Source organism: Proteobacteria bacterium CG1_02_64_396 (genome assembly GCA_001872725.1).
Lineage (GTDB): Bacteria > Pseudomonadota > MNWR01 > CG1-02-64-396 > CG1-02-64-396 > CG1-02-64-396.
On record MNWR01000081.1, the window covers coordinates 1 to 19533 of the forward strand.

16 protein-coding genes are annotated in these 19533 nt (G+C 63.1%); 7 read left to right on the forward strand and 9 right to left on the reverse strand.

The window, feature by feature from the left end:
- Positions 1-414: 414 nt before the first annotated feature.
- Both AUJ55_09430 and AUJ55_09435 read left to right on the forward strand, forming a co-directional pair.
- Positions 415-1098 (forward strand): DNA-binding response regulator, encoded by a 684-nt coding sequence (locus AUJ55_09430; protein OIO55957.1) that lies wholly within the window; start codon positions 415-417, stop codon positions 1096-1098.
- Complete coding sequence (locus tag AUJ55_09435) at positions 1079-2485, forward strand: hypothetical protein (GenBank protein OIO55875.1); 1407 nt, start codon at positions 1079-1081, stop codon at positions 2483-2485. Before AUJ55_09430 ends, AUJ55_09435 begins: the two co-directional genes overlap by 20 nt.
- Before the next feature lie 8 nt (positions 2486-2493).
- Here the strand turns inward: AUJ55_09435 and AUJ55_09440 are convergent, their stop codons facing one another.
- Positions 2494-3339, reverse strand: coding sequence for a hypothetical protein (locus tag AUJ55_09440; protein ID OIO55876.1), 846 nt, complete (start codon positions 3337-3339; stop codon positions 2494-2496).
- Between the two features lie 144 nt (positions 3340-3483).
- Between AUJ55_09440 and AUJ55_09445 the strand changes: the two genes are divergently transcribed.
- The 3 genes from AUJ55_09445 (at position 3484) to AUJ55_09455 (ending at position 6417) form a co-directional block, all read left to right on the forward strand.
- Positions 3484-4380, forward strand: a complete 897-nt coding sequence (locus tag AUJ55_09445) for a hypothetical protein (protein ID OIO55877.1) — start codon at positions 3484-3486, stop codon at positions 4378-4380.
- A gap of 76 nt (positions 4381-4456) precedes the next feature.
- Positions 4457-6010, forward strand: a complete 1554-nt coding sequence (locus tag AUJ55_09450; GenBank protein OIO55878.1) for a hypothetical protein — start codon at positions 4457-4459, stop codon at positions 6008-6010.
- A gap of 23 nt (positions 6011-6033) precedes the next feature.
- Positions 6034-6417 (forward strand): Co2+/Mg2+ efflux protein ApaG, encoded by a 384-nt coding sequence (locus tag AUJ55_09455; GenBank protein ID OIO55879.1) that lies wholly within the window; start codon positions 6034-6036, stop codon positions 6415-6417.
- 301 nt (positions 6418-6718) lie between these two features.
- Here AUJ55_09455 and AUJ55_09460 read toward each other — a convergent pair whose 3' ends face one another.
- Positions 6719-9295, reverse strand: coding sequence for a hypothetical protein (locus AUJ55_09460; protein OIO55880.1), 2577 nt, complete (start codon positions 9293-9295; stop codon positions 6719-6721).
- A 152-nt stretch (positions 9296-9447) separates the two neighbouring features.
- On the opposite strand from AUJ55_09460, the gene AUJ55_09465 reads away from it, so the two are divergent.
- A complete protein-coding gene (locus AUJ55_09465; protein OIO55881.1) occupies positions 9448-11808 on the forward strand; it encodes a hypothetical protein in 2361 nt (786 codons plus the stop codon).
- 84 nt (positions 11809-11892) lie between these two features.
- A complete protein-coding gene (locus tag AUJ55_09470; protein ID OIO55882.1) occupies positions 11893-12711 on the forward strand; it encodes a DNA-formamidopyrimidine glycosylase in 819 nt (272 codons plus the stop codon).
- 674 nt (positions 12712-13385) lie between these two features.
- Here the strand turns inward: AUJ55_09470 and AUJ55_09475 are convergent.
- The 7 genes from AUJ55_09475 to AUJ55_09505 form a co-directional block, all read right to left on the reverse strand.
- Positions 13386-13652 carry a hypothetical protein gene (locus tag AUJ55_09475; protein ID OIO55883.1) on the reverse strand — a complete coding sequence of 89 codons (267 nt, stop codon included), beginning with the start codon at positions 13650-13652 and terminating at the stop codon, positions 13386-13388.
- 109 nt (positions 13653-13761) lie between these two features.
- Positions 13762-14022: a hypothetical protein gene (locus tag AUJ55_09480; GenBank protein ID OIO55884.1), complete on the reverse strand. Its 261-nt coding sequence runs from the start codon at positions 14020-14022 to the stop codon at positions 13762-13764.
- Positions 14023-14130: 108 nt separating this feature from the next.
- The gene (locus AUJ55_09485) at positions 14131-14670 is read right to left on the reverse strand and encodes a hypothetical protein (GenBank protein OIO55885.1); all 540 of its coding nucleotides are present in this window, start codon (positions 14668-14670) and stop codon (positions 14131-14133) included.
- 169 nt (positions 14671-14839) lie between these two features.
- Positions 14840-15619: a hypothetical protein gene (locus AUJ55_09490; GenBank protein OIO55886.1), complete on the reverse strand. Its 780-nt coding sequence runs from the start codon at positions 15617-15619 to the stop codon at positions 14840-14842.
- Between the two features lie 68 nt (positions 15620-15687).
- Positions 15688-16155 (reverse strand): hypothetical protein, encoded by a 468-nt coding sequence (locus tag AUJ55_09495; protein ID OIO55887.1) that lies wholly within the window; start codon positions 16153-16155, stop codon positions 15688-15690.
- A 256-nt stretch (positions 16156-16411) separates the two neighbouring features.
- Entirely contained in the window at positions 16412-17827 is a 1416-nt protein-coding gene (locus AUJ55_09500; GenBank protein ID OIO55888.1) for a type I glutamate--ammonia ligase, read from the reverse strand.
- A gap of 63 nt (positions 17828-17890) precedes the next feature.
- The gene (locus AUJ55_09505; GenBank protein OIO55889.1) at positions 17891-19531 is read right to left on the reverse strand and encodes a hypothetical protein; all 1641 of its coding nucleotides are present in this window, start codon (positions 19529-19531) and stop codon (positions 17891-17893) included.
- Positions 19532-19533 lie beyond the last annotated feature (2 nt).

A 19533-nucleotide genomic window follows, 5' to 3' on the forward strand; every position in this document is an offset into this window, starting at 1 on the left:
TCGCGTCGCCTCTATCTTCCCCAATCCAGACGCGTGCCTACGCCTGGTCAGCGCACTCCTCGCCGAATTCGACGAGGAGTGGATGGCCGGCAAAATCTACCTGAACTTCAAAATCTGAATCCCGTGGCTTAACAGAAAAAACCAGGACTTTTTACAGAAACAATGTTGCACAATCATTAGGGTGAAGCCAAGCCAGACACCAAAGGCGAATGCTTGTATGTCGACAAAGGTTGGTGCGTTGGGGCGTTCATCGTGCAAAATCGAGGAGAACGTCGATGGTGTTCGCGACCTCTTTTCCTTCAAGGTCGGTATCATGCGGTTGGCCGATGACGGGAAGATGTCGAAAAGATGAACAGATGTTCATGAACAACACTTCAGATGCTTTTCTCTCGGAACCATGGATACCATCAAATCATGCGCATACTCGTTATCGAAGATGATCGTGAGACGGCTCGCTTCCTGACCAAAGGTTTGAGGGAGAGCGGCCATGTTGTCGACCATGCGGCCGACGGAGAAGACGGACTGCATCTGGCGCGGGAGGGGGACTACGATCTGCTCATCGTCGACCGGATGCTGCCGGGGCGCGATGGCCTGTCGGTCATTACCGCACTGCGCCAGGATGGGATCGAGGTTCCGGTCTTGATTCTGAGCGCCTTGGGGGAGGTCGACGACCGGGTGCGGGGTTTGCGGGCCGGGGGCGACGATTATCTGACCAAGCCCTACGCCTTTGCTGAACTGCTGGCCCGACTTGAGGTTCTGGCCCGGCGGCGGGGGAGCGGTGGAGAGACCAAACTCAAGATCGCCGACCTTGAGATGGATATTCTCTCGCGCACCGTCAAACGCTCGGGAACCCCTATTTTGCTTCAACCCAAGGAATTTCAGTTGTTGGAATTCCTCATGCGCCACGCCGGACAGGTGGTGACCCGCACCATGCTGCTTGAGAAGGTCTGGGACTACCACTTCGACCCCCAGACCAACGTTATCGACGTGCACATCAGCCGTCTGCGCCGCAAGCTCGACCGCGACTTTTCCCCCCCTTTGTTACACACCGTCCGGGGTGCCGGGTATTTGCTGCGCGATGATTCCGCGCATCCTTAAAACCAACGCCTTTCGGCTGGCGATCCTCTACGCCGCGTTTTTCGGCGCCTCGGTCCTCGCCCTGCTTTCCTACCTCTACTGGGATACCGTTCGCCACATGGATCACACCGTGGCGAACGATATCTCCACCGAAATGGGTTTCTTACAGCACCGTGCCGAGCTCTTTGGCATCGACGATCTGGCCGACGAGATCGCCCGCCGCTCGGCCCCCTCCGGCACCACCGACCACCTTTACCTACTCAGCGCCCCCGACGGCCATATTGTGGCCGGCAATCTGCCCGGCTGGCCCGACATCGAGACACTCGAAGACGGGATGGTCCATTTCTCGTTGCGCCAAGAGTGGGAACACGAGGACGAACAACGGCGTAGAGAGCCCCACCCGGTGCAGGGGGTGGTTGCCTCCCTGCTGGGGGGAGGCAAGCTGCTGGTCGGGCGCGATACCCATGAGCGGCAAGAGATCCAAGAAAACACCCTGCGCACCATGGCTGGAGCGATGGGGGCGATGCTGGTGGTGGCGCTGGTGGTGGGGGGGACGCTCAGCCGGGGGGTGTTGCACCGGTTGGAAACCGTCAATCTGGCCATTCGCGGCATCATGGAGGGCAACCTCAAACGGCGACTGCCCCTGGACGGCAGCGGCGATGAGGTCGACCGCTTGCTGACCAGCCTGAACGCCATGCTGGAGCGGATCGACCGATTGATGGAGGGGATGCGCAACGTGACCGACAACGTTGCCCATGACCTGCGCACGCCACTGAGCAGAATGCGCAGTCGCATGGAGCTGGGGTTGATGGAGGTCCACGATGCCAACGAACTGCGGTCGATCCTGGACGAAACGGTGACCGATTTAGAGGGGGTGATCGCCACCTTCAACGCCCTGCTTGCCATCGCCCAGGCCGAGTCGGGGGCGGGGGGGCCGAAGGTGACCATCGACCTCAACGCTCTGGTCGAGGATGTGGGGGAGCTCTACGGCGCCCTGGCCGAGGAGGAGGGGGTCGACTTCGAGGTCAAAGAGGATCCGGGGCTGACCCTGCAAGGCAACCGCCATCTGCTGGCCCAGGCGCTGGGCAATCTGCTCGACAATGCCATCAAATACACCCCGTCCGGGGGCCAAGTCAGGCTCGGTGCCTGGTCGCGGGGGGGGAAGATCGTGCTTCAGGTGTCCGACAGCGGCCCCGGCATTCCCACCATCGACCGGGAGCGGGTGCTCGACCGCTTCACGCGGCTTGATGCCAGCCGCACCACCCCCGGCAACGGTTTGGGTCTGAGCATGGTGCGGGCCGCAGCCCTTTGGCATGGTGCCAAACTTGAACTGAGCGATACCCATCCCGGCCAACCCCAGCCAGGGTTGACGGTCACTCTGGTGTTTTCGGGGCCTGACAAATCATAGGGGTGGGACTACTTCCCCGAGGCCAAATCGAGGCTGTTCACCCGTTCGTCCGATTGCCACGGCAGCCAGATCAGCAGCGCTCCGACGGTGAGGTTGGTGTTGCGTTTGACCAGGGGGGAGTCGCGCACCACGCCGGGGGCCAGGGTGCGGATCTTGGTGAAACCCTTGATCCAGAGGTGGTTGCCCAACGGTAGGTCGCCGGTGACGTAGGCAAACAGGGAGTGCAACCCAGACCCAGAGGTGTAGGTGGCCCGCTCGGCGGTCGCCTGGGCGGGGGCGACCCCGTAGTAGGTTTCAAGGTAGCGCTGCGAGGCGACGAGCATCCCGACATCGAGTCGCAGTTTCCAGTTGTCCTCTTGGCTGTCGAAACGGGCGGTGTAGCGCGGCTCAAGCACCCAGCCGTACCCCCGCCCTTGAACATCAAAGACCCCCCGTACCGGAATACGGACGATCCGCTCGACGGCGGCGGCGTCTTTCGAAATGCGGATATTCAGCCGCGGCCCCGCCTCCATTGTGAGGGGGAGCGCCGACATCCCGGCCCTGGCCCGGTTGGCCCCGCCGGAGACCGGCATCCCCGCCGAGAGCCCCACGTCGAGCGACACCCGCCCCCCATCGATCACCAATCCTCGCGCCCCATCCCGGTCGAGTTTGAACCGCTCCCCCCGGTAGATGAGGTAGGGCAGCGGCAGCGCCACCGTGTAGGACTGATCGCTGCCCATGTAGTGGGGGATCGCGGTTGCCCCCAGCATCATTCCCGCCTCCCATAGCGGCTGTGCCCGTTCGTCGGCCCAGAGTTGGGGGGCGGCGAGCAGGGGGAGCAGGGCGATCAGGCAGCGACGGAGCAACGGCGGCATGGGGGATTCTATCGTGGTCAGTGGGGGGGACGCGGGCCATCGGCAAAGCACGGGCCAGTATATCGGATTGGATGAAACCTGGGGTGCGTCCCCCAACACCGGGGGGACTGTTGCACTTTTCGACAGCAGCGAGGCGATGAAACGATGACGTTTTCGGTGGCCGGGATTGAGATCGCCCCTTGGATTCCTGTGGTTTGGGGGGTGGTGGTCGGCTTGGCGTATTCCCTGGTCGGGGCGGCGGGGGGGATCCTCGCCTCGGTCGGGTTCATCTCGGTCATGGGGGTCGCCCACGCCAACATGGTTAAACCGATGGCCCAGATTCTCACGCTGGTCACCCCCTTGGTGGCGGTGCCCGGCTATGTGCGCCAGGGGCGGCTGGTGCTGTGTGTGGCGGTGTTGCTCGGTCTGGGTGGGGTGGTGGGGGCTCTGGTCGGTTCGACTTTATCGGCCACCTATCTGTCGGACCTTTCGGCCTTCAAACCGGTGTTTGGCCTGTTTACCCTGGCGGTGGCGGGGCAGATCGCCTGGAGCCTGCGCCCCAACCGCACGGCGGGCAAAGGGGGGCGTGCCGCCGCCCGTTTTGAGGCTCATTTGGCCCAAGGGGGTGACCCCAAGGCGATTGGGGTGGAACGGTTGCAGTGGGGTTTGAAACGGCTCGATTTCACCTTCGCCGGAGAGCGTTTCGCGTTTTCTCCCTGGTTGCCGATTCTGGCCGGGATGCTCATCGCGGTGGTCTCCTCGGCGCTGGGGGTGGGGGGCGGTTTTCTGCTCGTCCCCTTTATGGCCTCGGTGATGGGGTTGCCGATGTTCGTCATCGCCGCCACCGCCGCCACGGCGGTGGTGATCTCCTCGCTCACCTCGGTGGCCAACTACCTGCGTTTGGGGGTTGATCTCGACTGGACCCTGCTGGGCTTGACCCTGCTCGGGGTGGCGGTCGGCTCCTGGCTTGGCCCCCGACTGAGCCGCTTCATGAAGGAGCGTTGGCTCAAGGGGTTCCTGACCCTGGTGCTGTTGGGGATCGGGCTGCGTTATCTGCTGTGAATCCCCCTTGTTCCCACCCCGCCACAGGGGCATCCTGATTTCATGCCGCCATGAGACAACCACGGGAGGGGGAGCCATGATCGAGACCATGAAAAAACTACGTAGCGCGTTGATCGCCGATCTGCCGCAGCGGCGCACCCACATCGAGGGGTTGTGGAACAACCTGGAGGGGGAGGGGGCGCTGCACGAGCTGCGCCGCGCGCTCCACGACCTGGCGCTGACCAGCCGTTGGCTCGGCTTGGGGGAGGTCGCCGATGCCGCGCTGTCGCTGGGGGGGCGGATCGAGAAGGGGCCGCCGGGTGGCAAACCCGACCCCACCGCCCTGGCCGATTTCGAGCAGATGCGGCAGGCGTTGGAGGCGGGGGCCAAGGCGACCCTGCGCGGCTTTCGCCCCAAGGGTGTGAGCAGCGATGTCGGGGGCGACTGGATCGCCCTGTTCGATCCCGAGGATCGCTTCGGCCACGACCTGGTGGCCCCCTTGACCCGCGCCGGGTTTCGCCCCGAGGTCGTCGACGATCCGGCGTCGGCCCATCGGTATGAAGAGCCCCCCAAGGCGGTGGTGTTTCAGGTCGACGTCGACCGGGCCGCAAGCCAGGGGGAGGAGCTGGCGGGACTCTGGCCGGGGGCTCCGACCTTGGCACTGGCCAGCGGCGCCGGGTTTGCCGACCGGTTGGCCGCCATTCGGTCTGGCGCCAAGGCGGTTTTTCCCATCCCCCTCGATTTTGGCCAGTTGACCGCCGCTCTGGGGCGCTGGACCCGCCACCGCCACTCGGGCAACCCCTACCGGGTGGCGCTCGTTTCGGGCGATCCCATGGTGCGCACCCTGCTGCACAAGGTGCTGACCAGCTTTGGTCTTCAGATCGTCACGGTTGAAACCGCCGAGGGGTTGCTCGATCCCCTGCGGGCCGATCCCCCCGATTTGGCCCTGGTCGATCGCTACCTGCCCGAGTGCGACGACCTCGCCCTAGCGATCCTGGCCGATCAGGCGGCGCTGAGTACCCCGATCCTGTCGTTCAGCGCCCTGGGGGGCGATCCGATCCCCTTCATGGGGGGATTCCAGCGGTTGGCCTTGCCGGTGGGGCTCGATCTGCTTGCCACCGAGGTGGAGCAAGCGGCGGTCCGCGCCCGTGCGGCGGCAGCGTTGCAGGCCCGCGACCGACTGACCGGATTACTCAACCGCGACCACGTACTGGAATTGCTTGAATCGGAGGTCGACCGGGCGACCCGGCATCAAGAACCTTTGGCGCTGGCGATCCTCGATCTGGATCGCTTCAAGCAGATCAACGGTTTGTACGGCAGCGCCGTGGGGGATCAGGTGATGATGGCGCTGACCAACCTGTTGCGGGTGCGGATGCGCCGCTCCGATCTGGTGGGCCATTTCGGCGGGGGATCCTTCGCGGTGGTGCTGCCCGATACCGACATCGAAACCGCGCGGCGGGTGATGGAGGGGGTGCGGGAACGTTTTGTGGACCAACCTCACCATTCGGGGCGAGGCTCCTTCCACGCCTCCTTCAGTTGCGGCATCGCCCCCTTCCCCCAAAACCCCACCCCTGCGGCGCTCGAAGAGGCGGCCAAGGGGGCGCTGGTGGTGGCCAAGCAGCGGGGCCGAGATCAAGTGTTGATTGCTTAAAATCAGGTTGAACGAGGAGGCCCATGAGTACCGAATTCAACGGCCGCATCGAGGTTCAGGTTGTTCCCCACTACCTTGAAGACCAATCGGCCCCCGACGAAAACCGTTTCGCCTTTGCCTACACCGTCGACATCGTCAACCGGGGGGAGCGGGGTGCCCGCCTGATCGACCGCCATTGGGTCATCGTCGACGGCGCCGGGAGCACCCGCGAGGTGCGGGGCGAGGGGGTGGTGGGGGAGCAGCCTCATCTAGCGCCGGGCCAGCGGTTTCGCTACACCAGCTGGGTGGTGATCGAGACCCCGGTCGGCAGTATGCAGGGCAGCTACGGCATGCACGACGAATCGGGCACCCGCTTCGAAGCCCCCATTCCCCCGTTCACGTTGGCGGTTCCCGGTTTCTTGAACTAAACCGAGGGTTAGAAACCTGGTCGGACGTGAGCGTCCTGCATGGATGCAGGAGCAATTACCACGTAGGAGGCCACCCCGTGGCCGAACCCAAGCAGGAGGCCACCCCGTGGCCGAACCCAAGCAGGAGGCCACCCCGTGGCCGAACCCAAGCAGGAGGCCACCCCGTGGCCGAACTACGACCTCGCTACCGCTTTGCTCCCACCCCCCGAGAAATGTCCGTTCAACCCGTGCTTTTCTTGTTTTGCCGTGTTCGTGCGTGGTGCGTCTTTCGTGGCACCGGGGGGGAGTGCCCCCTTTGCCCTTAACGCAACCGAGGGTGCCAAGCGGGCATCTTCCACTGCGGGGGGGTGCGGAGCAGGTTTTCCATTTGGTCGCTGGGCAAAGGGGTGCTGAACAAAAAGCCCTGCACCTCGTCGCAGCCCAGCCTTCCCAATACCGCCAGTTGTTCCGGAGTCTCGACCCCCTCGGCGATCACCGTTAGCCCCAGACTGTGCGACATGCCGACAATGGCGTCGACGATGGCCCGGCTTTCCCGCTCTTGGGTCAAATCGACGATGAAGGATTGGTCGATTTTCATGGTGTTCAACGGGAAGCGGCGTAGGTAGCCCAGCGAGGAGTACCCGGTGCCGAAGTCGTCGATGGCGACCTTGACCCCGAGCCGATGCAGCGCCTCTAACGTTTCAAAGCTGTGCTGCACATTCTCCATTGCCATCCCCTCGGTGATTTCCAGTTCGAGCAGATGGGGGGGGATGTTGGTCTCTTCGATAACCTGGGCAATCGTCTCAAGCAGTCCCGCTTCGGCAAATTGCCGGGGCGACAGGTTGATCCCCATGGTCAGGGGCGGCAGCCCCGCATCGAGCCAGCGGCTTAGCTGGGCGCACCCCTCCTTCAGCACCCAGGCTCCCAACGGCAGGATCAAACCCGACTCCTCGGCGTGGGGGATGAACACCTGGGGGGGGGTCAAGTCGTGCAGGGGGTGGATCCAACGCACCAGCGCCTCGACCCCAACGATGCGCCCGGTCTCAAGATTGATCTGGGGCTGGTAGTACAGGACGAACTGGTTTTCGCTCAACGCCAGGGCGATCTCGGAATCGAGCCGGACCCGGGCCATCGCCGACTCCCCAAGTTCTTTGTAGAAGAACTGATAACGCTGGCGACCCAGCTTGCGGGATTCGTCGAGGGCGGCGGCCGCCTGTTGCAACAGCAGGTCGGGTTGTTGCCCATCTTGAGGGTAGAGGCTGATGCCGATGTTGGCCTCCAGGCGCAGATGCAGCCCCTGAACCCGGACCGGTGTGGTCAGGTTGTTGAGGATCTGCTGCGCCAGCTCCTCGACCTCCAACTGGCTGTGGACCGGTTGCAGCACAATGGCGAAGTCGTCCCCACCGGTACGGGCGACCAGATCCTGGGGACGAACGGCCCGTTGAATCCGCCGCGCCGCCTCTTGCAACAGCCGATCCCCCGCCTCATGCCCCACCGAATCGTTAATCCGTCTGAACCCAGCCAAATCGAGCGCCAGCAGCGCCGCCCAGCCCCCCTCGGCCTGGGCCTTGTCGAGGCTGGTTTCTAGGCCGTGGCGCAGCATGACCCGGTTGGGGAGGTGGGTCAGCTGGTCGTAATGCGACAGGAAGTCGACCGCCTCTTGGGCCTGCTGGTGCTCCTGCTGGGCTGCTAGAGTGTGCAGACCGAAGGCCAGATCGCCCCCCATCTCTAAAAACAGGTCGATCTCCTCGGCGCTGAAGGCATGGGGCAGGTGGTTGTGGATCCCCATCATGCCAATGATTCGCGCCTCCCGGCGCAGCGGCATCACCAACATGGAGCGGAAACCGAGACGTTGCCCCTGTTCTTGTAATCCTGTGGGATCCTCGCCGTCGGGAAGATCCTCGATCACCAAAGGGGCCTTGTCGCGCCAGCAGCGCCAAATCGGGTGGTCGGGGTTTTGTTCCGGGTCGGGCATCTTGTAGCTCTGCCCTTCTTTGAAGTGTTGCCGACTACAGGCCACCAGCGCAGGGAACGGAGCATCCGGTCGGGGGAGCAGGGCGATCCAGGCGATGGTTTGCTGCCCGATGTCCACGATGCTGGAGCAGACCCCTTCGATCAGCTCCTCGTCCCGGTCACTCCACACCAACATCTGGTTCACCGCGCTTAAGGTGCGCAGCGAACGGTTGGTCAGCACCAGGCGGTGGGCGGTGCGTTGTTCCTGTTCCAGCTTGGTTTGCAACCGCCGCGAGAAAAAGCCGATGCCCAGCATCCCGACCAGCCAAAGTAGGGAGTGGCCCAGCCCGACCGCCAGCATGTGGGCGTTGGAGATCGCCTCATGGGGGGCCATCGAGGCGGAGGTGCTGATGCCACCACGGATGTCGCCGACCTTGTACCCCTGGGCCTCGTGGCATTTGAGGCAGGGTTTTTCGGTGACCAGGGGGCGCATGAGACGCAGATAGCGCTGGCCGTCGATGTCGGAGATTTCCATGACCTCTTTGGCGCCACGTTCGAAGGCTCCCAGCGCCTTGCGCTCCCAAGGATCGGGCGCGTTTTCGGGGCGGATCGGTTTAAGGCTGGTGATGTGGGCGTGGATGCCAAATTTTTTAGAGGTCTGCTCAAACACCTGCCGGGTCATGTAGGAGGGGTTGACCAGGGTGAGATGGCGTCCCGAGGGGGTGTCGATGTCGCGCTCGGGCACTTTGAGGTAGGGGTTGGGGGGGGTGTCGGGGGAGACTTCGACATAGACCCCGCCGTGGTGGGCGTTCCAGTCGCGGTAGGCCAGATCCTTGATGAAGTAGGCCTGAACCTCGCGGGCCGCCATGTCGACCGCCTCTTCCCGTTCGAGCAGTATGTTCCAGCCCATCGATACAGAGGCCAGGGCGCTCCAGCCCGCGACCATCCAGCCGGTTCCTTTGGCGAAACGCGTGCTGAGCATGGCGGGTGGAATGGGGGTCGTCACAGGGCGGTTGGTCCAAAAGGCCGAGGTGTTCCGTCACCGGGATGGGGTAAGGTTGCGCCTAATTTTTTTAATCATACCCGACAGGAGGGGCGATGCCTCTGATCCTGCTTGAGCCATACCAGTTACGTCAAACAATCGATCCCACCGCATTAGGTTTTACCTCGACCGGTCAACTGAATCCCCGTATCGAGGATTGGATCGGCCAGCCCCGGGCCGAGCAGGCGGCCCGTTTTGGGCTGAATCTCGATGCTCCCGGTTACAACCTGTTTGTGCTCGGCTCCGAGGGGAGCGGCCGCTCCTCTTTGCTGTGCCGGGCGATGGAGCAAACCGCGGCCACCCGCCCGGTCCCCCCCGATTTGTGTTTTCTGCCCAACTTCGCAAATCCCCAAGCCCCCCACGCCCTGCGGCTCGATCCCGGCGCCGCAAGCCGCCTGAAGGGGGGGCTGACTGCGGGCTTGAGCGCGCTGCGCATTGCCATCGAGCGGGCGCTGCGCCATCCCGATTATCGCGATCAAAGCGAGGCGCTGCGTGGCGTGTTAGAGGCGACCCAAGGGGAGGCATTCGAACAACTGACCCAGCTCGCCCGCTCTTTGGGATTCGGGGTGCACCAGGAGGAGGGCAAAATCGTCTTCACCACCGCCGAGGGGGAGGAGAGGAGTCCTCCCCCGCCGGGCGAGGAGGGGACCCTACGTCGGGCGACCCGCGCCTACTTCGATAAGATCGCCCCCCTCGAAAGCCGCCTCAACGCCGATCTTGAGCGGCTCAAAACTGAGGTCTGCACCCCGGTGGTGGCGGCGATGATCGCAGCCCTGCCCCGCAGCACCATTGGCGGGGCCGATCTAGAGCGCTGGCTGGCTTTGATGCAGGCCGACCTGCTCGGTCGCCTGGATCTGCTCGAAGAGCCGGTTGAGGCGGGGGAGCCCGACCTCTTGGCCCCCCTCTACGGGGTCAACGTGGCGGTCGACAACGGCGATCTCAACCATGCCCCGGTGGTGATCGACGACGACCCCTCCTACCGTAGCCTGTTCGGGGGGATCGAGTACGAGCCTCGCCCCGAGGGGTTGGTCGCCGACTGGCGGCAGATTCAGGCGGGGAGTCTGCTACAGGCTCATGGTGGTTTTGTGATGCTGCATCTGCGCGATCTGCTGCGCGATCCGGCGGTGTGGGAAAAACTGCAACGGGTCCTGCGTTCGGGCCGGTTGAGCATCGAAGAGCCCAGCGCCCTGTCCTCCCCCCTGCCGGTGGTCGGGCTCAAACCCGAGCCGGTGGCGGTGGCGGTGAAAATCGTTCTGATCGGCTCCCGGGATGCCTACTACGACCTGCTCGAACTCGACCCCGAGTTTCTGCGCCACTTCCGGGCCAAGGTCGACTTTGCCGACGAGCTCCCCTCGACCATCGCGACCTGGCAGGCCTGCGCCCGTTTTGTGGCGGGGGTGTGCGTGCGGGCGGCCATGCCCCATGCCGACGCCCCTGCGGTCGCCCTGATGCTTGAAGAGATGATTCGGGCCAGCGAAGACCAGCACAAAATCAGCGCCCGCTTCGCCGACCTTGAGGGGCTGGCGATCGAAAGCGGCGCCTGGTGCCGCGCCCGTAAGGGCAACCTCATCACCCGCGCCGACGTCGAGGGGGCCTTGGCCGGACGGCGGCAGCGGCACGGCGATTCCGAGGAACACTCCCGGCAAAGTGTGTTGGAGGGGGTTCATCTGGTGGCGACCGAGGGGCGAATGGTCGGGATGGTCAACGGTCTGGCCGAAATCGACATTGGCGATGCCCGCTTCGGCCACCCAATGCGGATCACCGCAAGGGTTCATCCCGGCGACGACGGGGTGATCAACATCGAGCGGGAGGTCGAGCTCTCCGGTCCGATCCACGATAAGGGGATGCTCATCCTTCAGGGTTACCTGGGGGCGACCCTGATCGCCGAGGCCCCCTTTTGCCTGAACGCCACCCTGGTGATGGAACAGGAGTACGGCGGGGTCGAGGGGGATAGCGCCTCGGTGGCCGAGTTGGTGGCGCTGGTGTCGGCGTTGTCGGGGGTGGCGGTGCGCCAAGAGGTGGCGGTGACCGGCGCCCTCGATCAATACGGCCAGGTGCTGCCGGTGGGGGGGGTGAACGAGAAGATCGAGGGGTTCTTCCGCATCTGCCAGGCACGGGGGCTGAGCGGCGATCAAGGGGTGCTGATTCCGGCGGCCAACCTGCGCCACCTGATGCTCGACCTTGAGGTGGTGGCGGCGGTGGCGGCGGGCGATTTTCACATCCACGCCATGGAGCGGGTCGAGGAGGGGATCGAGCTGCTCACCGGCATCGCGGCGGGTCATGGTGGGGAGGGGGAGGCCGACGAAGAGACGATCTTCGGCCGCGCCCTCAAAACCCTGCGCACCTTCCGCCGTGCCTGTCATCACGACAAGGAGCGACGGGGCGATGCGCGGGAGTGGGGACGGCCAAGGCGGTGAGGGGGAACGACAGGTTTTTCACAAGCCGCTTCATCGGGGCGCGTCTCCGGGCGCGCCCCTTATTCCGGTAGTCATGGAGTCCCCATGCCCGAACTGGCCGAAGTCGAAGTCACCCGCCGCCAACTCCTGCCGCTGCTCGGATTGACCGTGGCTTGCGCCGAAAAGCTGAGCGACAAAAACCTGCGTCTGCCGCTGGGGAAGGGGGATTTGGGGCGGTTGAGCGGAGCCCGCCTCGACGCCATCGACCGCCGGGGCAAATACCTGATCTGGCACTTTTTGGGGGCCGATGGCGTGCCGCTTGAAATGGTGGTCCACCTGGGGATGAGCGGCAAAACCCTGCTTGATGCCGCCGATGCCAGCCCCCACGACCACCTGCGCTGGCATTGGTCGCAAGGGGCAACCCTGACCTACCGCGACGTGCGCCGCTTTGGCTTTGTGGCGGTGGGGGATGTGGGACTTGGGACCGAGATGACCGCCACGATGGGGCCGGAGCCGTGGGACGAAACCTGGGCCGCCCAGGTGGCGGCGAAAGCCAAGAAGGGGAGTCGCAGCGTCAAGGCGCTGCTGATGGATCAAAGCGTGGCGGCGGGGCTGGGGAACATCTACGTCTGCGAAGCCCTTTTTGCGACCGGCATCCACCCCGAAACCCCGGCCTACAAACTGAAGAACAAACAGATCGAGGCGCTGCACGAGGCGGTGCAAGGGGTGTTGGAGCGGGCCATTGCGGCGGGGGGCTCCTCGATCCAGGACTTCAAGGCGGCCCACGGTAGCCCCGGTTACTTCCAGCTCGAACTCAAGGTCTACGGGCGGGCGGGGGAGGGATGCCCGGCCTGTGGGGAGGAAATCCGGGCGATCAAGCAGCAGGGGCGCACCACCTTTTTTTGCGCCAGATGCCAGCGGTAGTCGGGTTCAACCGCCGCCAGCTCACCCCCTAATTCTGCCTGCCAGTCGTACCTCTTGGGCCGCTTCGGTGGTCTTGAGCAGCAGGATGATGAAGTGTTCTTCGGCTTCGAAACGCCAGGGGTTGGGCCAGATGGGAATGGTGGGGGGGGGTCTGTGGCGGCGTTGAGCCGAACCTCAAGGGCGCTCTTCACCGCCCCAAAACATTAGGGAAGCGCTGATTTAATGGCGCTTCCGAGCGACCCACAGATGGGCCGCCAAAATCAGGAACGGCAGTAACTGATTTTGCAAGCGAAGCAAAAACCATCGCCGCCTCATGGCGCCTACTGTTGGTTTTTGCGAAGCGTCGCTGAAAAAGGCAGGGGGCCTTTATTCAGCGTTTCCTTGGTTTTGCCGCTGCCCCACGCCCCGAAGCCCCCGATCACCAGGGGCTCGCCCGGTTGGTCGGCACGCAGGTGGCGTGTGAGGGCGTCCAACAGCCCTGGACGTAATGCTTCATCCCGAATAGCAGAGGTTCGCGTTTTTTGGGTACTTCCCGTGCGCCCATCCCAACCCCCGTTCCCAAGCCGCTCCCTCCCCCTCGTGAGGTGATGGGTTCCAAACCTATCCGTGGCGGTGGGCGGCGTCATGGGGTGGATGGGCGGCCCCTCCCTGGGCCTCGTTCCCTCCGCTTGGGGTTACTCCTTCTCAAGCTGTCCGTCGCGAATGATCACCCGGCTGTCGGAGTCGGTAATGTCGATCTCACCGACCCCCTCGACCTCAAGGGTGCAGGACCAGCAAATGCTGTTTCGGGTGGTGTTGCCCGAAATCGAGCCGCTGGTGGTGCCGCCGTCGTGGATCTTGATGTTGTAGCTGCGGCTGTCTTTGTTGACCAAGTCGGCGGCGGCCATGGCGGTGGTGGGGATGACGAGGGCCGCGAAGGCCAGGGCTGGGATGATGCGCATCATGCACTCCTTTGAATTCGAGTTCGGAGGGTACGTTCTTTTGGGGACGGGATGGCGGGGGGCCGGATTGGTACACCCGCTGGATTGAAGATTTCGCGGGCGATGATATTTAGGGGCCGTTTTCAAGTAGTTCCAACACCTGCCCCGCCACCCCGTCGTCGCGCAGACACATGACGGCGGCGACGAGTTGAGGCGGGGCGCGGTTGATCGTGAGTTGGTTGGCCAGTGCCTGGATTTGCGCATGGCGTGGCGTTGGGGGGCTTTGTAGGGTGGCCAGTAGAAAGGCGCGGATCTTGGGGTTTTCTTTGGCCATGCCCATCAACTCGATGAAGCCGTCGATCTCGGCGATGGACTGCTTACGTGCTTTCATGGCAAGGGTTTCATCGCGCTGGAATAAGGGTGCTGACGGCGGGGATGGAGTAGGGAGCAACGGCATGGAGGCTCCTGAATGTTCCGTGTTCCCGAAAAATGAGGAACCTCATCCCACCAGATCGAGCGGCCCTCGATAGCGGGTCGCCCGCTGCATGCCCCCCATTGTCTTTTCATTCAGGGTGACCATGGTGTAGGGGCCTTGGATGTTGCGATTCCAGGTGCAGGTTAGCCCTCGAAGGTTGGCCGGTTTGAAGCCGTACTGGCAGAAATCCTGGGCGGTGGGCTCCAAGGCGACAACAAAATGGCAACCCAACTGGGCGATGGTTTGAAGGCTCTGTTCCAGCAAACACCCCCCCACCCGTTGGGATTGGCGGTCGGGATGAATCGCCATAAACCGCACCCCCATTCCCCCGATGATGCCGTGCATCCCCCCGGTGACCCCATGTTCGGTTTCGAACCAAACCGGATTGAAGAGGATGTGCCCAACGAGTTTTTCACCTTCAAATGCAACCAGTGAAACCCGGTTGGCGCAGGTAGAAGTCAGCGACTGCCCCGCCTCATCGGCTTGTTTGGGTGAAAAAGCCAGACGATGCAGAAAACGGATCGCATGGAGGTCTTGGGGCTCTTCGGGGCGGATGGCGAACATGATGGGCTCCTGCCGTGGGTATTGTTCGGAGATTTCGGAGTGGCGCTCTGGTCGGTCATGGCCGACATGACTGGACGGTAGAACCTCAGCCGGGTGAGGTAAATGACGCAGCCCGGCAGGTGTGATGGAAACCACACGTCCTGAGGTCGGGTTTGGTGGTGGGTAACGCTTACGCGCCGAGAAATCGCTCAAGGCAGGAGGCAAAAGCCTCCGGTGCCTCCAGCGGCCAAGCGTGGCGGGTGTGCGGGATCAGGGCAAAAGAGCCGTGAGGAAGTCGGTTGGCGTTGGCTTGATGCTGGGCCGGATCGGCGTAGTCGTGCTCGCTGGCGATCACCAGGGTGGGGCGGTCGATTTCAGGCAAGCGGTCGGCCATGCTCCAGGCTGCGATACCCCTTAAGGTGGCGAGGTAGGCGCGGGGATCGTTGCTTGATAAACGTGCCGCAGTGGCACGTCGCAGCATGATTTGGTCGGGTTTGGGGAACAGCCTTCGGGCCAGCCAGCGCCCGGTCATTTTCATTCCCAGCAGCCGAACCAAACCGATGCGCCACCATGCCTCGAAACGGCGCCGCAGGGTGGTTGCGCGATAGTCCGCCAGGGCGTTGACCACCACCAGTCGGCGCATCGAATCGGGTCGGTCGAGCGCCAGTTGCCAAGCCACCATCCCCCCCAACGAAAACCCCGCCACGTCGACCGGTCCGAGGTTCAAATCGTCCAGCAGGGCAGCAACATCGGTGGCCATTAGGGCGATGCTGTAGGGGGGCGGCGGCTTGTCGCTTTGGCCGTGGCCCCGCAGGTCGCAGGTGACGACTTGAAAGTGGGGGGTCAGCAGGGGGACAACAGGGGTCCAATCTTCAAGGCAAGATCCAAGACCGTGGAGAAGCAACAGCGGTCGACCCTGGCCTTGCACCTCAAACCGCATGGCGATGCCGTTGGCTTGGCGCAGCGGCATGATGTTTCCCCCAACAAAAAGCCCCCCATGTGGGGGGCCATTCGCGATTCGAACCGTCCGGCGAGTGATTACCGCAGAGCCTGGAAGGTGGCGTCGTCCATGGCCAGAATCACCCCTTCGAGGGCATCGAGTTTTTTGGAGATCTCCATCGAGGTCTCCTTGAGAAAATGAAATTTCTCACGGGCTTGGTTGCGATGTTCGTCGCCAGCATCGGAGGTGGAGCCGAACAGCTTTTGGAACAGGGTGGTCTTTTCTTTGTGATTGTTCTGGAACAGCAGGGTGAAGATCTCAAGGTACTGACCGTGCAGCTTCTCGTGACTCTCAGAGATCGCTTGGTATTCGCGTAGATGCGATAACATCTGGCCGTCGCCGAAGTACCACTTCCCAAAGGTGCACTCGGTTTCGTTGATCGGCACCTGCTCTTTTTGGAGCGGCATCCCTTCGATGATGGCCCGGGCGTTGGAAACCCAGCCAATGTGTGCGCGCTTGGCGTCCCGCAGTTTCCAAACCACATCCATCTTGTCGCGTGTAGGCATGGCATGCTCCTTCGGTTGTTGGGGTAGGGGGGGCGGTCACCGGGCGATCATATTCGACGTTTTCTAATCGTGCATCGAATCGCTGGTACGACCAGAACATGATTTTCAGATGATGCTCTTGGAGCAACCGCAAAGCAGGTGACGCCAAGTCTTGATTTTTTCAGCAGACAAAAAAAGCGCGCCCCGGCAAGCCAGGGCGCGCTTTTCGATAAAACCGCCAGGGAGGGGAAGAGCCCCTCCGACGGAGGGGCCTCGATTAGACCGAGTAGTAGAGCTGATACTCGACCGGGTGAGGCACGGTGCGAACCTTCTGCTCCTCTTCGCGCTTGAGGGCGATGTAGGAGTCGATGGTGGTCTTGCTGAACACGCCGCCCTGCAGCAGGAAGTCGTGGTCGGCCTCCAGCGCGTTGAGCGCCTCGGTCAGTGAAGTGGCGACGTGGGGGATGTTGGCTTGCTCTTCGGCAGGCAAGTCGTAGAGGTTTTTGTCCATCGCCGGGCCCGGATCGATCCGGTTTAGGATACCGTCCAGACCGGCCATCATCATGACGCTGAAGGCCAAGTAGGGGTTGGCGGTCGAGTCGGGGAAGCGAACCTCGATGCGACGCCCCTTGGGGTTGCCGGAGGCGGGAATGCGGATCGAGGCGGAGCGGTTGCGACCCGAGTAGGCCAGCAGCACTGGGGCCTCGAAATGGGGGACCAGACGCTTGTAGGAGTTGGTCGACCCATTGGTGAAGGCGTTGATCGCCTTGGCATGTTTGATGACGCCGCCGATGTAGAACAGCGCCAGTTCGGACAACCCGGCGTAGCCATTACCGGCGAACAGGGGCTTGCCGTCTTTCCACAGCGACTGGTGGACGTGCATGCCGGAACCGTTGTCGCCGTACATGGGTTTGGGCATGAAGGTGGCGGTGCGGCCAAACTGATGGGCCACGTTGTGCACCACATACTTGAACCATTGCAGGTTGTCGGCGGTTTGCAGCAGGGTGTCGAAGCGGAAGTCGATCTCGCACTGGTTGGCGGTGGCGACCTCGTGGTGGTGGTACTCAACGTGCAGACCGACCTGACCCATCACCTCGCACATGGCGTTGCGGATCTCGTGGCTCGAATCCACCGGAGGCACAGGGAAGTAACCACCCTTGACGCCGGGACGGTGACCCATGTTGCCCGACTCGTACTCCTTGGCGCTGTTCCAGGCCGCCTCTTCACTGTCGATGCGGAAGAAGACGTGGCCCATGTCGGCACCGAACCGGACGTCGTCGAACAGGAAGAACTCCGACTCGGGGCCGAAGTAGGCGGTGTCGGCCACACCGGTCGACTGCAGGTAGGCCATGGCACGCTTGGCGATGGCGCGAGGGTCTTTCTCGTAGCCTTCACCGGTGTAGGGATCCCGAATGTCGCAGGTCATCACCAGGGTGGGGGCCTCGAAGAAGGGGTCGATCATCGCGGTGCCGGCATCGGGGATGTACAACATGTCGGAGTTGTGGATGTCGCACCAACCGGCAATCGAGGAGCCGTCGAATCCCAGACCGTCCACGAAGGTGTCTTCGGTGAGCATGTGGATGGGGGCGGAGATGTGCTGCCATTTGCCGCGGCTGTCGGTGAAGCGGAAGTCGACGAACTTGACGTCGTGTTCCTTGATGAGATCAAAAACCTTGCTGACTGCGTCGGACATCGAGGTCTCCTCCAATGTTGGATGGGTGAAAGGCCCGGAACTAAACCTAGGGACCAAGGGGGGCTAGTTACGCCCCCCCAGGAATCGTTGAGCAATCGGATAACGGCGATCCCGCCCAAATGCGCGTCGACTAACTTTGACGCCAGGGGCTGCCTGCCGCCGTTTGTATTCGTTGATATCGACCAAGCGCACGATGCGGTGCACCGTCGCGTGGTCGAACCCCTCGGCAATGATCGCCTCGGGGGGCATATCCTGCTCCACATAGCGTTTGAGGATCGGATCCAAAACAGCGTAGGGGGGCAGGCTGTCTTCGTCTTTTTGGTCGGGTCGCAGCTCGGCGCTAGGGGGGCGGATGATGATCCGCTTGGGGATAACCCCATCCAACCTATGGTTCAACCGCGCCGCTATGGCAAAGACTTCGGTCTTCCACAAATCCTTGATCGGATTGAAGGCCCCGGCCATGTCGCCGTAAAGGGTACAGTATCCGACCGCGACTTCACTCTTATTCCCGGTGGTCAGCGCCAGCGCGCTGTGCCGGTTCGACCAGGCCATGACCATCAAGCCACGCAATCGAGCCTGAATGTTCTCGGCGGTTGTCCCTCCGACGGGCTCGGGCCAGAGCATTCCCAGGCTTTGACTCAAGGTCGCCATCGCAGGCTCGATGGGGATGATTTCGGTGTGGATTCCTAGGTTGCTCCCCAACGCCAGGGCATCCTCAATCGAAATCGCCGCCGTGTAGGGGGAGGGAAGAATCAGCCCCGTAACCTGTTCGGCCCCCAACGCCTGAACCGCCAGCGTGGCCACCACCGCAGAGTCGATCCCCCCCGACAGCCCCAGAACCACCTTGGAGAACCCGGTCTTACCCACGTAATCGCGCAGCCCTAAAACCGTCGCCTCGATCAACCGGTCGGTTGGCTCAGGAATGGGGGCCAGCGGCGCACGAGGGATGATTGTTCCGTCGGGGGCGATCTCGATGTCGAGTTGCGCCTCGGCAAATTGGGGGGCCAGCGCCCGCAGAGTGCCGTCGCCACCCAGCACGCAGCTGCCTCCATCGAACACCAGCTCGTCCTGCCCCCCCACCGGATTGACGTACAGGATGGGCAGCCCGGTTTCGGCGACTCGCTCCTCTAATATCGCCCGGCGCTCCTCCCATTTGTCGACATGGAAGGGGGAGGCGTTGAGGTTGACGATCCACTGGGCCCCCGCGCGGACGCAATCCAATGCCGGACCTCGGTTATGCCAAACATCCTCGCAGATGGTCACTCCCACCTGCCAACCACCCACCTCAATCACCACCGGTTGGTCGCCCGGTTGAAAGACCCGGGCCTCGTCAAACACCCCGTAATTGGGGAGTTTGCGCTTGGCGTAGAGATCAACGACCTCCCCGCCCCGCAGGACCACTGCTGCGTTGTAGGGCAGCCCCTCGCGGCAAGGCCAAGGGGTGCCCACAACGGCGGTCATATCGGGGGGGATCTGAGCGGCCAGATGGGCGATGCCGTCGCAGCAAAGGGCAAGAAAGTCACCCCGAAGCACCAGATCCTCGGGGGGATACCCAGACACCGCCAATTCTGGGAACAGGATCAAACCAACCCGGTCGCAGCGTGCCTGAGCAACGGCCTGCGCCATGGACGCGACGTTGCCCGCCACGTCCCCAACGACGGGATTGGATTGAACCAGACGAACCTTCAGCGGCGTGGATGACATCA

What these genes read in the sequence shown, in the direction of transcription:
- AUJ55_09430 (OIO55957.1), top strand. Translation starts at nt 415, where the DNA reads ATGCGCATACTCGTTATCGAAGATGATCGTGAGACGGCTCGCTTCCTG.
- AUJ55_09435 (OIO55875.1), top strand. Translation starts at nt 1,079, where the DNA reads ATGATTCCGCGCATCCTTAAAACCAACGCCTTTCGGCTGGCGATCCTC.
- AUJ55_09440 (OIO55876.1), bottom strand. Translation starts at nt 3,339, where the DNA reads ATGCCGCCGTTGCTCCGTCGCTGCCTGATCGCCCTGCTCCCCCTGCTC.
- AUJ55_09445 (OIO55877.1), top strand. Translation starts at nt 3,484, where the DNA reads ATGACGTTTTCGGTGGCCGGGATTGAGATCGCCCCTTGGATTCCTGTG.
- AUJ55_09450 (OIO55878.1), top strand. Translation starts at nt 4,457, where the DNA reads ATGATCGAGACCATGAAAAAACTACGTAGCGCGTTGATCGCCGATCTG.
- AUJ55_09455 (OIO55879.1), top strand. Translation starts at nt 6,034, where the DNA reads ATGAGTACCGAATTCAACGGCCGCATCGAGGTTCAGGTTGTTCCCCAC.
- AUJ55_09460 (OIO55880.1), bottom strand. Translation starts at nt 9,295, where the DNA reads ATGGTCGCGGGCTGGAGCGCCCTGGCCTCTGTATCGATGGGCTGGAAC.
- AUJ55_09465 (OIO55881.1), top strand. Translation starts at nt 9,448, where the DNA reads ATGCCTCTGATCCTGCTTGAGCCATACCAGTTACGTCAAACAATCGAT.
- AUJ55_09470 (OIO55882.1), top strand. Translation starts at nt 11,893, where the DNA reads ATGCCCGAACTGGCCGAAGTCGAAGTCACCCGCCGCCAACTCCTGCCG.
- AUJ55_09475 (OIO55883.1), bottom strand. Translation starts at nt 13,652, where the DNA reads ATGCGCATCATCCCAGCCCTGGCCTTCGCGGCCCTCGTCATCCCCACC.
- AUJ55_09480 (OIO55884.1), bottom strand. Translation starts at nt 14,022, where the DNA reads ATGAAAGCACGTAAGCAGTCCATCGCCGAGATCGACGGCTTCATCGAG.
- AUJ55_09485 (OIO55885.1), bottom strand. Translation starts at nt 14,670, where the DNA reads ATGTTCGCCATCCGCCCCGAAGAGCCCCAAGACCTCCATGCGATCCGT.
- AUJ55_09490 (OIO55886.1), bottom strand. Translation starts at nt 15,619, where the DNA reads ATGCCGCTGCGCCAAGCCAACGGCATCGCCATGCGGTTTGAGGTGCAA.
- AUJ55_09495 (OIO55887.1), bottom strand. Translation starts at nt 16,155, where the DNA reads ATGCCTACACGCGACAAGATGGATGTGGTTTGGAAACTGCGGGACGCC.
- AUJ55_09500 (OIO55888.1), bottom strand. Translation starts at nt 17,827, where the DNA reads ATGTCCGACGCAGTCAGCAAGGTTTTTGATCTCATCAAGGAACACGAC.
- AUJ55_09505 (OIO55889.1), bottom strand. Translation starts at nt 19,531, where the DNA reads ATGTCATCCACGCCGCTGAAGGTTCGTCTGGTTCAATCCAATCCCGTC.